Below are 12,994 nucleotides of genomic sequence, written 5' to 3'. Positions count from 1 at the left end.
GCTTCAGAAGTGGATGGCGCGCCCCCAGGCGTCGAGCACACTTTCATGCATCATCTCCGACAAGGTCGGATGCGGGAACACCGTTTGCATGAGATCTTCTTCGGTAGTCTCAAGCTGGCGGCCAATGACATAGCCCTGAATCAGTTCGGTGACTTCGGCCCCGATCATGTGAGCGCCCAGAAGTTCCCCGGTTTTCGCATCGAAAACGGTTTTCACCAGCCCTTCGGGTTCGCCAAGCGCGATAGCCTTTCCGTTGCCAATGAAAGGAAAGCGACCGACCTTGATGTCGTAGCCTTTGTCCTTGGCCTGCGCCTCGGTCAGGCCGACACTGGCGACCTGCGGGTGGCAATAGGTGCAGCCCGCGATGCTGCCGGGATCGACCGCATGGGGCTTTTGCCCGGCAATCAATTCGGCGACCATGACACCTTCGTGGCTGGCCTTGTGGGCGAGCCACGGAGCGCCAGCGATATCGCCGATGGCATATAGCCCCTCGATCCCGGTACGGCAGTACGGGTCGGTGACCACATGCGTGCGCTCAACCCGCACGCCAAGCCCCTCCAGGCCGAGATCCTCCACATTTCCAACAATTCCGACGGCGGATATCACCGTATCAAAACTCTCTTTTGTGGTCTTGCCATCCTTTTCGATATGCGCCGTGACCTGGCCCTTGCCGCGATCCAGCTGTTTGACCATCGTCTTTTCGCGGATCACCATGCCCTGCTTTTCGAATTGTTTCTTGGCGAAGGCACTGATTTCGGCGTCTTCCACTGGCAGAACGCGGTCCATGACTTCCACCACGGTGACTTCGGCCCCAAGGGTGTTGTAGAAGCTGGCAAATTCGATGCCGATGGCCCCGGACCCGATAACCAGAAGCTTCTTCGGCATACGGCAAGGCACAAGCGCATGTTTGTAGGTCCAGACCAGATCTCCATCCGCCTCAAGACCCGGCAGTTCGCGCGCCCGGGCGCCCGTGGCCAGCACGATATTCGGCGCAGCCAGATCCTCGGTTCCCTTGTCAGTCTTGACGGAAACCTTGCCTTTGGCGGGCAGCGTCGCCTCGCCCATGATGACTGTCACCTTGTTCTTTTTCAGCAGGTGCCCGACACCGCCGTTCAACTGTTTGGCCACCCCGCGCGACCGCTGAACCACAGCGTCCAGATCAAAGCCGATCTTGTCGGCGCTCAGACCGTAGTCTTTGGCCCGTTGCATGTAGTGGAAAATTTCAGAGGTGCGCAGCAGCGCCTTGGTCGGGATGCAGCCCCAGTTCAGGCAAATTCCGCCCATATGCTCGCGCTCGACGACGCAGACCTTGAGGCCCAGTTGCGCGCCCCGAATGGCCGCCACATAGCCTCCCGGCCCGGCGCCAATCACGATCATATCAAAGCTTTTCGCGCTCATAAGGCCCTCCCCGCCTGTATTTTCGGGAAAGGCTAGCGCATCGCCCAAGGCGGGGCAACGCGCCTGATTTGCCGGTCAGGCCGCTTCTTGCAATTCGCGCAGGGTTGCCCCGTAACCGCCATGCTGCATGTAGGCCTGTTCAGCGTTGGTCGTGTTCCGTTCAAGCGCCTCATTGCGATAAGGGAAACGTCCGAAAAGGCGGATCACTTCGCGGTGCACGCGGGCGTGCAGCAGGTTCCCCGAGCCACTGTTCGGCATACGCTCCATCATCAGGCGCACGCAGCGGTCCTGATCGCAAAGGTTTTCCGAATGCATCAGAGGCATGTAAAAGAACTGCCGCGCGGGTTCATCGATCATCATGTCCCAGCCGCGATGGATCGCTTGTTTGGCCGCAGCCAGCGAGATGCGGTCAGAAGCAAATGCACGCGCCTGTCCACGGAACATGTTGCGCGAGAACTGATCGAGCAGGATGATGTAGGCCAAGGTGCCGCTGGGATAGGTCAGCCAAAGGCCATGGCGACCGGCCATGGCGCCCTCCCAGACTGGCAGAAAGCGGCGGCGGATTTCGTCATCCAGCGCCTCGTCTTGTTTGTACCAGCCCTCTGGGCCGATTTCGTCCAACCAAAAGGCCAGAATTTCGTCGGGCGTCGACATTACCACTCCTCCACGCACGCTTTGCCCCCAGTGTCGTGAAAACGTTAACTTGCCCTTGGGTTTTGTCACAATCACGAATTCTGACATGATGACATTTTTCCAGAAAACCAGTGCTCAATGCACGGAATCTGAGCCTTCTTCGCCTTCGGCAACTTCGATGGCATATTCCTGAGCAACCTCCATGGCGACCGGTGTTGCGCCGGGATTGATGGGCGCGTAGCTGCCGGTATCCTCGACCGGGATCGAGGGGCGCTGCGTCATCCGATACAACGCATAGAGCGCCAGTGCCGACATCAAGGCGGCGATCAACATGAAGAAACCCGACGGCCCGACAACCTGCATGACATAACCGATGATCAGCGGACCAGCGATGGCGCCCAAGCCGTTGATGAACAAGAGCCCAGCCGAGGCGCTGGCCATATCGTCAGGCTCCAGAAAGTCTGTCGTGTAAGCAATCAAAAGCGAATACAATGGGTTAGAGCAACCACCGATCACAAAGGCCGCCCCGACAAGCGCCCAGAACATACCGCCGGTCAAGATGGCGACAACGGCAGCAGCGGCCCCCGTGGCCGCAACCATCATAATGAGCGAGCGTCGATCCATGCGATCAGACAGCCACCCCAGCGGATATTGCAAGATCACCGCGCCGACATAGAACGATGCGACAAAGATCGAGATTTGCCCAAGGCTCAGGCCGGCCTGCGTACCAAAGACCGCGGCCATACCGAACTGCGCGGCAAAGACGCCGCCCATGAGGAACATGCCTACCATGCCAAGCGGAGATACGTCGTAAAGTTGCCGTAGCGTCATCGGCTTGGTCGAATCAAACGCAGGCGTTGGAGAAATTGACAACAGGATCGGCGCGAAGGAGATCGAAACCAGCACCGACGGGATCACGAACAGCAAAAACCCACTGACGTCCGGAACCACCAGCAGCGCCTGCGAGGCAATAATCCCCACCATTTGCACGATCATATAGGCTGACAAGGTTTGTCCACGTGTCTCGTTTGTGGTGGCGTTGTTCAGCCAGCTTTCCGCCGTCACATAGACGCCGCAAAAGCAAAATCCCAATACGACACGTCCCATGGTCCAGGCGATGGGGTCCTTGAAGGCCGGGAAAAGGATCAATGCCGCCGAGATGAAAGACCCGAGCGCCGCGAAAACCCGCACGTGCCCGACCCGCCGGATCATCCCCGGCACCATGCGCGACGCCACAAGGAAGCCCGCGAAATACCCCGACATGACGACAGACATGGTGATGGAATCGAACCCGGCTTCGGCGCCCCGCACACCCAAAAGCGAGCCCTGAAGACCGTTGCCCACCATCAGCAGAAGCATACCCAGCAGCAAAGCCCAGGAATTTCTCAACACGTCCAGCATCTGCTCTCCAATCGTATTCTGCTCTCGCGCTACGTGGAGCGACCTGCCGGAACTTGGTCAGCAGCGACCCTTTGCGCAGTTCGGTGTCGTTAAGGCGTCAATGTGAAGCCTATGGTCCTGAGGTCAACCCGATGGCAACAAAAGCGAGGCATCACCATAAGAGAAAAAACGGTATTCCTTCTCAATGGCATGGGCATAGATCTTGCGGATACGTTCGGGGCCCATCAGGGCCGAGACCAGCATCATCAGAGTCGATTTTGGCAAATGGAAATTGGTCATCAGTGCATCGGCGACATGGAAGGGAAAGCCGGGGTAGATGAAGATATCGGTCACATCGCGGTAAGGGGCGATCTGCCCACCGCGCCCCGCCGTTTCGATCAGGCGCAGCGCGGTCGTGCCCACCGGGATCACCCGCCCTCCAGCGGCCTTGGTGCGAGCAATGTCCTCGGCGGCCTGTTCTGACACCTCGCCCCATTCACCGTGCATCTTGTGGCGGGTCACATCCTCGACCTTGACCGGCAGGAAGGTGCCCGCGCCCACATGCAAGGTCACGTGGGTGAACTTCACGCCCATAGCGGCCAGCCGGTCCAGCAAAGGCGGATCAAAATGCAACGAAGCGGTCGGCGCCGCCACGGCACCGGTGTTGCGCGCCCAGACAGTCTGATAATCTTCGCGGTCGCGTTCATCGGCGGGGCGCTTGGCGGCGATATAAGGCGGCAGCGGCATGGCGCCCGCCGCATTCAAGGCCACATCGAAATCGTCCCCGGACAGGTTGAACCGCAGCGCGCCCTGCCCCTCATGTTTTGCCTCAAGAACCGCCGACAAATCTTTAGAAAATATTAACTCTTCGCCCTCGCGCACCTTTTTCAAAGGCTTGATCAGCGCGCTCCAGGTGCCATCGGCGCGCGGCTCAAGCAGCGTGACTTCGACGCGGGCCTCTGTCAGTCCCTGCGCGCCATCGCGGTGGCGCAGACCGCTCAGCCGTGCCGGGATCACCTTTGTGTCGTTCAGCACCAAAAGATCGCCCGGCCGCAGCCAGTCGACAAGGTCTGTCACCCGCTGGTCATGGATGTGATCACCCTCTGCCACCAGTAAACGGGCCGAAGACCGCGGACGCGCCGGGCGGGTTGCGATCAACCCTTCCGGCAGATCGAAATCGAAATCAGACAGCTGCATGGCGCCCCTCTTCTACTGCGCAACCTCAGGCGGCGGGCGGCGGAAAATGTCACGGAACATCCCGGGAGTGAAGACCGAAAGCGGGTTCACACTGACGCGGGGTTGGGCCACCGGGCCACGCAGATTGAAGTTGAACCCGATCAACCCTTCGCCTTTGCGCGCGATCAGCCGCCCGATGCCGTTCAGGATATAGATTGGAGACACCACGCCCTGCATATCCATCTTGCCGCTTTTCATGTCGTAATAGCCGTCCATGGAAATCCCCATCGACGGGCCAACAGCGCTGGATTCAGTCAGCACCACGGTCGACGGAGTCAGACGGAATCGCGCCTCGACTTCGGAAAAGAAGATGCCCGGACCATTGGCCTGATCCAGCAAGCCCACGATCGAAATCGCATCCAGCAAAGCACCGATTGCGGGCGCGTTGCGCAGGCGCGGGCCCTTGATCTTCAACAACCCGTTGTAGGCGCCGATCTGGCCACGCGCCGGGCTAAGATCCAGCTCAAACGTCCCATTCTGCACGGTTTTCAGAATACCTGCCGCCTTCAGGATCTCCCCAGCGTCCTCGCCCTTGATGCGAAAAGCGCTGCGCCCACCTTGCGGGATAACCTGCCCCTGAACCGGAGCCTGCCCGCCAAGGCGCCCGTCGAAACGCCCCTCAAGCCCGCGAGCGGTGTCAAAGTTTCCGCGAAACCCGCCAAGCCAAATGCTGTCCGTCACCTGCAAACGATCCAAGGTCAGCGACAGGGGCCCGCCGCCGCCGGGCGACGCGCCGCCCTCTGCGCCCGTGTTGCCAAAAGGCGCGCGCCGCAGATCGACGGTGCCTTGGCTGACCTCGATAGATGGCGTCACTCCGCGGCCGCGGCCGCGCAGCGTGGCCACGACATCCAGCCAGCCATCAAGTCTGAGCCGAGACAACTGCAACGCCTCAAACGCGCCATCCTGCCGGAGCGTCAAAGTGCCATTGGCGTCCAGTCCGGCGCCGTTCAGCGACATGCCGTCGATCCTGACAGGTGCACCAAGTGTTCCCGCTATCTGGAACTTCCCCGTGGCGCCTTGCGACAATTGCCAGCCAAGCTGCGGGATCGACAGGCCGATCCCCGCAAGCGTGCTGGTCAGAGAAAAACTCGGGGCGCTGCCCTTGGCGAGCGTCAGGTCCAGCTTGCCCACGCCTTTGCCGCGCAGCATCCCGGCAGGCAGGGTCACGCCGATCCTGCTCAGGCTGTCCGGTGTGATCGTCACATCCGCCGTCACCCGCCCCGCGCCGCCCCCCAGCGGCTGGCGCCAAACGCCCGTTGCAGGCACGCCAGACAGTGATACCGGGCCGCGCAATTCCACCGCCTCGTTGCTCAAAGCCATTTCCAGACGGTCCGCGTTCAGGCTGCGACCGGGCACCAGATTATCGCTTTTCAGATCTCGGAGAACGCCCTTCAGGTTCAATGAAATATCTGGCAGTTTCAGCCCCTTGACCAAGGGCAGCGCAATCTGTCCGGTGACCTCGGCCCGGCCCGTCGCCACATCGACATTGCGCCCAGCCTTGCGCATCACCTGCCAGACATCGTTGTCGATATAGGCCAAGGCCGCTGTCAGGCTGCTCTTGGCGCTCACCTGGATAATCGCTGGCGCGGGCTTGATCGACACATCGGGAATCACGAATTGCGATCCGGCCAGATCAATCGGCCCACCCTGCCCCGGATCGCTGAGCCCATGATCGACTTGAAGCCCCAGACGTTTGTTATACAGCGTCAGACGGCCCGCGCCTTCGGTCAGCTCTGGCAGAGCCTTGTTGTAGGTCACGCGGGCATCGGCAAATTGCAGGTCCAGAAAATGCGACGGCTTTTCGTTTGGAGCGAGCCGCAACGCGTAGACGGCATCATGGATCCGGCCCTCGAGGATGTTGTCCGACAGCCAGCGCCGCAACTTGCTCGCCTTGCCTTCGGGCCAATACTCCAGCACCTGCGCCGGGTTCGTCTCGGCAATCCGCGCATCCAGCGCCACCTGCCAGCCATCGGAAAAGGCTGAGAGTTCGCCCTTGGCGCGGATCGGCAGATCAGGATCGCTGAGCCGAAGATTGCCCAAGGACAGCTGAAACGGATTGAAGGTCAGCTTGAAGGCGGTTTGCGCGCCATTCAACGCGATTGGTCTATCCAGAAACGGACTTTGCGCCAGTTCGATGCGCGGCAGGGTAAACTGCCCGGTCAGCGCGGTGGGCCAGCCGTTTTGCCAATCCTCAAGCGTGGCCTTACCCTCGGCGATAACCTCAAGCAATTCGGACTGAACCGAGATTTCGTCAAAGATCAGGCGCGCATCATCGGGCGCATAGGTGAAATAAGTGCGTGCGCCATCAAAAGGGATCGGTTTGATATCGCGGTTGGCGCGCAGCACCCCGGCGCCGATTTGCAACGTGGCGTTCAGCGGCGCAAGGCGGCCATCCTCTGCGATCCCTGACCGCAGCGCGCCGGAAATCGGGGCTTCCAGCACTTCGAGCCACGCCAGCGCGGGCGTCTGGGTGGCGATATCGCGTGACCAAAGGTTATTGAGCTTCAGACCAAATTCCAGCCGGGACGACCCGATCGGGCTTTCAGCGTTCATTTCGATCGTGGCAACACTATCTCCGCCCGACAACAGGGCGACATCCCCGGAAATCTCAAGCTTGCCAGCCGCGCGGATCACGCGAAGGCGACCGCCGTCCGCTGTCCAGCCGCGGTGCGCGCGGATATCCTCATAGCGGATAGTCAGCGAATCCGCTTCGAACAGATCAAGGCTGGCAAGGCGGGGGTCTGCCATGATCGTGTCGATCTGTGTCAGCAGTTGCGGCACATCAGGTGTTTGCGTTCCAGCGGCGAAAACATCCCCCAGTGCCAGACCGAACCTTCCCTGTGCATCGCGTTGCAAGGTCAGAAATGCGCCCGACACTTCGGCGCTTTGCAGGACCATTTCGCCGCGCAGGATCGCGGCAGGGGAAAACCCGGCCTCGATGTCTGACAGGGCGGCGATCTGTTCGCCCAGTGCGTTGCGCAGGTCGACATCCCAAAGGATCACGCGCGGCTGGCCGGATCTGCTGACTTCCAAACTCATTTGGCCAAAGTTGATCTTGACCCCCGGCAGGCTCTGATCGATGCGCTCTTCAATCTTGGCGCGCAACCAGTCGGGCGCCGCAACCGGGCGCCCCATCATCGCCATCGCCGCCACGGCCAACACAGCGAACAGCGCCAGAAAAACGCCCAGAGACGTCCAGCGCCTGCGGCGCTTGCGGCGGCGGGTTATGGGATCTGATTTCGGCTCATTCACTGGAATACCGGCCTCAACGGTTTATTCTTGCGCTTTACTCTGCTCTTACCAAAGACAATAGCGCAATCGCACCAAGGAGACACGCATGTCCGATATGGCCCCTGATTTCACCCTGCCCGCAACCTCTGGCGAGGTATCGCTTTCGGCGCTGAAAGGCTCGAAAGTGGTTTTGTTTTTCTATCCGCGCGATGACACGTCCGGCTGCACCAAGGAGAACGAAGCCTTTACCGCGTTGCAGGGCGAGTTTGAAGCGCTGGGATGCAGGGTGTTTGGCGTGTCCAAGGACAGCCTGGCCTCGCACGAGAAGTTCATGGCCAAGAAGGCGCTGACCGTGCCGCTGATCTCTGACGAAGGCACGGATTTGTGCGAAAAGTTCGACGTCTGGAAGGAAAAGAAGATGTATGGCAAGACCTTCATGGGGATCGAACGATCGACTTTCCTTATCGACGGCGACGGCAAGATCCTGCGCGAATGGCGCAAAGTGAAGGTGCCCGGCCATGCCGAAGAGGTGCTTGAAGCCGTCAAGGCCCATTGACCCGATCGCGGAACTGGGGGCTTTGCCCCCGCGCTGCGCGCTCCCCCGGGTATTTTTGACAAGATGAAGACAGGACCCAGATTGCTGACATTGTGCGAGATGGCCGTGGATGTATTGACCACGGCGGATGGGCGGGAAAAAACCGCGAAATCAAGGGACTATGCGGCGACGTGGTTTGCTGCGCGCAAGGCCGGAGAGGCTTTGGACATCGGCCGGGCAAGCCCCCCTTTGCGCCCCTCGCGCCCCGAAAGGCCTGAACTTCTGGACCCCCGCGATGTGCCAAAGCGCAAGCCCGGCAGCCCGCAGGGAAGAATCGCCCTGTTGCACGCGGTGGCCCATATCGAGTTGAACGCCGTCGATCTGCATTGGGACATAATCCCGCGTTTTGCCGATGTTGCGATGCCGCTGGGGTTCTATGACGACTGGGTCAAGGCCGCTGACGAAGAATCCAAACATTTCAATCTGATGTGCGATTGCCTTGAAGAGCTTGGCAGCTTTTACGGCGCGCTTCCGGCGCACGCGGGCATGTGGCGCGCGGCAGAAGATACCGTCGATGATCTGCACGGCCGGCTGGCCGTTGTGCCGATGGTGCTCGAGGCGCGGGGCTTGGACGTAACCCCCGGAATGATCGAGATATTCCGCAAGGGCGGAGTGAAAAATGCCGTCAAAGCGCTGGAAACCATCTATGCCGAGGAAGTCAGCCATGTGGCCTATGGCTCCAAGTGGTTCCACTTTCTGTGTGGCCGTCACGAGCAGGATCCGGTTGTTGTCTTTCATGCACTGGTCCGGAAATATTTTCACGGCCCACTAAAGCCCCCATTCAACGAGGAAAAACGCGCCGAAGCCGGCCTGCCGCCAGACTTCTATTGGCCGCTCGCGGATAAGTTGCCGGATCAAAAGCTCCGTTGAAGCCCTTAAGATCGGCGGATTTTTGCCATTTGGGCAACAGACCGCCTCCCGGTCCGAATCGAGAGCCCAAATTACTTGCAGACTTGCCGATGTCTGGATAAGCCCGACAGGCGCAAAGTCGGTTGGGGAGCCGAACTGTGTGGCATTGGGATGGGTTATAGAAGGACGGTCACGTGAGAACACGTCTTGCAATTAAGACACATGCTGTGATCGAGCGCTTCTTTCCGGAACGCCGACTCTTTCTTCGATCCGAAACCGACACACGGTTCATTCGCCTCAAGCCCGAAACCCAAGCCATCGCCTTTGCCGGATCAACTTTATTGTTGTCCTGGACGATTGTCGCCACGGCCATCTTGCTGATGGACTCGATTGGGGCAGGCAACTTCCGCGAACAGGCGAAACGCGAACAGATCACTTACCAGCAGCGGCTCAATGCCCTCTCGTCCGAGCGTGACAGCCGCGCCGGAGAGGCGCTGGCCGCGCAGGAACGTTTCAACGCCGCACTCAAGCAGATTTCGGTCATGCAGACCCAGCTTCTGGAGTCAGAGACCCGTCGCCGCGAGTTGTCGACCGGGATCGACGTGATCCAGACCACGCTGCGCGACACCATGAAAGACCGCGAAGGTATCTCCAAGCGGCTGGCAGCGATGGAATCGCAGCTTGATGGCAATGGCACCGTTGTGGCTTCGGCCGGTGGTCAGGGCGATGGCACCATGGATTTCCTCGCCGATGCGCTGGCCCGCACCGCCGAAGAGCGCGATCAGGTTGTTGCCGACGCGCAAGCCGCCTTGGTGCGTGCCGCCGAGATGCAGTCTGAAATCGATAAGATGGAAGAGAAGAACGACCGCATCTTCCGCCAACTCGAAGAGGCGATGACAGTCTCGGTCAAGCCGCTCGACAAGATGTTTGAAAAGGCGGGCATGGACCCCGACACCATCCTGAACCAGGTCCGCAAGGGCTATTCCGGTCAGGGTGGGCCGTTGACCCCGCTGTCTTTCTCGACCCGCGGTGAAGAGCCTTCGGCAGACACCAAGCGCGCCAACCGCATCCTTGGTGAGATGGACCGCCTGAACCTGTATCGGATCGCGGCACAGAAGGCACCGTTTGCCACGCCGCTCAAGGATCCGTTCCGCTTTACCTCGGGCTTTGGCTATCGTTGGGGCCGCCTTCACGCCGGCACCGATTTCGCAGCGCCGCACGGCACCCCGATCTACGCAACCGCCGATGGCGTGGTCACCCATGCGGGCTGGTCCTCCGGCTATGGCCGTCTGGTCAAGATCCAGCATGAATTCGGGATCGAGACCCGCTATGCCCACCAGTCCAAAATTCGCGTAAAAGTCGGTCAAAGAGTCTCGCGCGGACAGAGGATCGGTGATATGGGGAACACTGGACGGTCGACCGGGACCCACCTGCACTATGAGGTCCGAGTCGGCGGCAAACCCGTTAATCCGATGATCTACATCAAGGCTGCGAACGATGTTTTCTAAAAGTAAAATCAATGAACCCGGCCATAAGGCCGATGACAACACAGCTGCAAAGCCCGCAGCCCCGGCTGATACTCCTCGTGCCCCTTCGGCCGATTTCAGCAAGCCGACGACGCCCAAGGCAAAGCCGCCGGCCTCTATTCTGTCGAATGACCTGCACATCACCGGCAACATTCGCACCACCGGCGACATTCAGGTCGAAGGCACCGTCGAAGGCGACATCCGCGCCCACCTGCTGACCATCGGCGAAAGCGCCACCATCAAAGGCGAAGTGATCGCTGACGATGTGGTTGTGAATGGCCGTATCGTGGGCCGCGTCCGTGGTCTCAAGGTCCGTCTGACCGCGACCGCACGTGTTGAGGGTGACATCATCCACAAGACCATCGCCATCGAATCCGGCGCCCATTTCGAGGGGTCGGTTCAGCGTCAGGACGATCCGCTGTCCGGTGGCAAGGCTGCCGCAGGCGCCCCCCGCGCCGCTGCCCCCGTGCAGCCGCAACCGCAACGGCCCGCCCCGCAAGAGAGCTGAGGCCAGTTACAGAATTCAAGGGAAGCCGTCCTTCGGGGCGGCTTTTCTTTTGTCCTGCGACGATTTCCTGACCCACTCCGATCATGAGGCCGACAATGGACGTTGATGAGTTTCTTGCCCTGCACCGGACAGCGATAGACCAAATCGAGAAAGGCCATCGGTCCGTTGCCCGCAGCGCCCTGCCCTATGAGGTCACGGGCCGGGCGGCATCGCTGTTGGAAAGCCGTGCGGGCGGGCCTGTCGCCTGGCCGTCCGGTCACACTCTGCCCTGCGATCCGCAGGGGAACCCGATGATCTTTGTGATGCAGATTGATCTGTCCGCGCTGCCGCCCTTGCCGGATTTTCCGCGCAAAGGCCTGCTCCAACTGTTCGTGACCCACGACATTGCCGAGCGCGGAATCACCTTTTCTCCAGATCAATTCGAAGCCGGTTTTTTCCCACTGGCGCACGGCGATGGTTTTCGGCTGGAATATCACAGGGATACCAAGGGGTTGGCGGAAACACCCTATCAAATCCCAGCAGCCGAGCACCCTGTCGCCGAACAGGTCTTTGCGGAAACACCCGTCAAGCTGGCCATTTGGGACAGTGTCAGACAGCCGCCCCCTTTCAACAACTGGCACGCCGAGGCGCTTTCCACGCAGCTTGAAGCCTTGATCAACGACACGCCGGACGCCCCGGATTATTACGACATTGTAGAAGCTTTCGGCCTGCCGGATCTGGGAACGACCATCGGCGGCTATGCCCAGCCCATGCAATTGGACCAGCGCAGCTTCTTCCCCGAATACCAGTCCTATGACCGGCTGTTGCTGGGGCTTTGGGAATTCGACGGCTTCGACGTTCCCAGCCTTGCGATGCATATCCTGATCAACACTCCGGACCTGAAAGAAGCCCGGTTTGACCAAACCATCATGATCGCCGACGCAGATTGAGGAATGTCGGCAAAGATGTGGCTACTGAGACACGACAAACCGGCGGCGTTTGATTACGCCTCCAATTCCGCATCCCAGTACAGAAAGTCCATCCAACTGTCGTGCAAATGGTTGGGCGGAAATTTTCGGCCAAGGTTCATCAGTTCTTGCGCCCCCGGCTGACGCGGTGGTTTGCGCAAGGAAAAGCCTGCCTGACGCACGCTCTTGGACCCTTTGCGCAGGTTGCAAGGCGCACAGGCCGCCACAACGTTTTCCCAACTGGTCACTCCGCCCGAGGCGCGCGGGATCACGTGGTCAAAGGTAAGCTCTTTCTTGCCGCCACAATATTGGCAGCGAAATTCGTCCCTCAAGAAAAGATTAAAGCGCGTGAAGGCCACGCGCTTTCTGGGTTTCACATAGTCTTTCAGGACAACCACGCTGGGTATTCGCAGCGTCATAGTTGGACTGTGGACCACTTCGTCATACTCGGCCACGATGTCCACCCGGTCGAGATAGGCCGCCTTGATCGCCTCCTGCCAAGGCCAAAGGCTGAGCGGGTAATAGGACAAAGGCCTGTAATCCGCGTTCAGCACCAAGGCAGGATGCTGCTTTAACACGCCCGGCTCGCGGACAAATGAAGTTCTGAAATCGCCGTCCATTGGGGGACTCATCCTCCGCCCTGTCTGCCTGTTTTTCAAGCACCAGAGCGGGACACCCCGCCCCAGCTATT

Annotated in this window: 11 protein-coding genes; 5 read left to right on the top strand and 6 right to left on the bottom strand. The window is 60.0% G+C overall.

Annotation, left to right across the window (positions count from 1 at the left end):
- Positions 1 to 3: 3 nt before the first annotated feature.
- The 5 genes from lpdA to ACOYQJ_RS00920 form a co-directional block, all read right to left on the bottom strand.
- Positions 4 to 1,398 carry a dihydrolipoyl dehydrogenase gene (gene lpdA / locus ACOYQJ_RS00940; protein WP_422904119.1) on the bottom strand — a complete coding sequence of 465 codons (1,395 nt, stop codon included), beginning with the start codon at positions 1,396 to 1,398 and terminating at the stop codon, positions 4 to 6.
- Between the two features lie 75 nt (positions 1,399 to 1,473).
- Positions 1,474 to 2,052, bottom strand: a complete 579-nt coding sequence (locus ACOYQJ_RS00935) for a DUF924 family protein (protein WP_422904118.1) — start codon at positions 2,050 to 2,052, stop codon at positions 1,474 to 1,476.
- Positions 2,053 to 2,166: 114 nt separating this feature from the next.
- Positions 2,167 to 3,432: an MFS transporter gene (locus ACOYQJ_RS00930; RefSeq protein ID WP_422904117.1), complete on the bottom strand. Its 1,266-nt coding sequence runs from the start codon at positions 3,430 to 3,432 to the stop codon at positions 2,167 to 2,169.
- Between the two features lie 123 nt (positions 3,433 to 3,555).
- Positions 3,556 to 4,608 carry a tRNA preQ1(34) S-adenosylmethionine ribosyltransferase-isomerase QueA gene (queA, locus tag ACOYQJ_RS00925; protein ID WP_422904116.1) on the bottom strand — a complete coding sequence of 351 codons (1,053 nt, stop codon included), beginning with the start codon at positions 4,606 to 4,608 and terminating at the stop codon, positions 3,556 to 3,558.
- Between the two features lie 12 nt (positions 4,609 to 4,620).
- Entirely contained in the window at positions 4,621 to 7,899 is a 3,279-nt protein-coding gene (locus tag ACOYQJ_RS00920) for a YhdP family protein (RefSeq protein ID WP_422904115.1), read from the bottom strand.
- A gap of 85 nt (positions 7,900 to 7,984) precedes the next feature.
- On the opposite strand from ACOYQJ_RS00920, the gene ACOYQJ_RS00915 reads away from it, so the two are divergent.
- From ACOYQJ_RS00915 to ACOYQJ_RS00895, 5 genes are all read left to right on the top strand, one after another.
- A complete protein-coding gene (locus ACOYQJ_RS00915) occupies positions 7,985 to 8,434 on the top strand; it encodes a peroxiredoxin (RefSeq protein ID WP_422904114.1) in 450 nt (149 codons plus the stop codon).
- A 99-nt stretch (positions 8,435 to 8,533) separates the two neighbouring features.
- Positions 8,534 to 9,343, top strand: a complete 810-nt coding sequence (locus ACOYQJ_RS00910) for a ferritin-like domain-containing protein (protein WP_422904433.1) — start codon at positions 8,534 to 8,536, stop codon at positions 9,341 to 9,343.
- A gap of 173 nt (positions 9,344 to 9,516) precedes the next feature.
- A complete protein-coding gene (locus ACOYQJ_RS00905; RefSeq protein WP_422904113.1) occupies positions 9,517 to 10,830 on the top strand; it encodes a DUF5930 domain-containing protein in 1,314 nt (437 codons plus the stop codon).
- Entirely contained in the window at positions 10,820 to 11,356 is a 537-nt protein-coding gene (locus tag ACOYQJ_RS00900; RefSeq protein WP_422904112.1) for a bactofilin family protein, read from the top strand. The genes ACOYQJ_RS00905 and ACOYQJ_RS00900 overlap by 11 nt, the downstream gene beginning before the upstream one ends.
- 95 nt (positions 11,357 to 11,451) lie before the next feature.
- A complete protein-coding gene (locus ACOYQJ_RS00895) occupies positions 11,452 to 12,285 on the top strand; it encodes a DUF1963 domain-containing protein (RefSeq protein WP_422904111.1) in 834 nt (277 codons plus the stop codon).
- Between the two features lie 53 nt (positions 12,286 to 12,338).
- Here the strand turns inward: ACOYQJ_RS00895 and ACOYQJ_RS00890 are convergent, their stop codons facing one another.
- A complete protein-coding gene (locus tag ACOYQJ_RS00890; RefSeq protein ID WP_422904110.1) occupies positions 12,339 to 12,923 on the bottom strand; it encodes an HNH endonuclease in 585 nt (194 codons plus the stop codon).
- Between the last annotated feature and the right edge of the window lie 71 nt (positions 12,924 to 12,994).

This window comes from Pacificoceanicola algae (assembly GCF_049341065.1).
Taxonomy (GTDB): Bacteria; Pseudomonadota; Alphaproteobacteria; order Rhodobacterales; family Rhodobacteraceae; genus Pacificoceanicola.
Note: the sequence above shows the minus strand (reverse complement) of the source record. Positions and strands in the feature narration are given on the sequence as shown.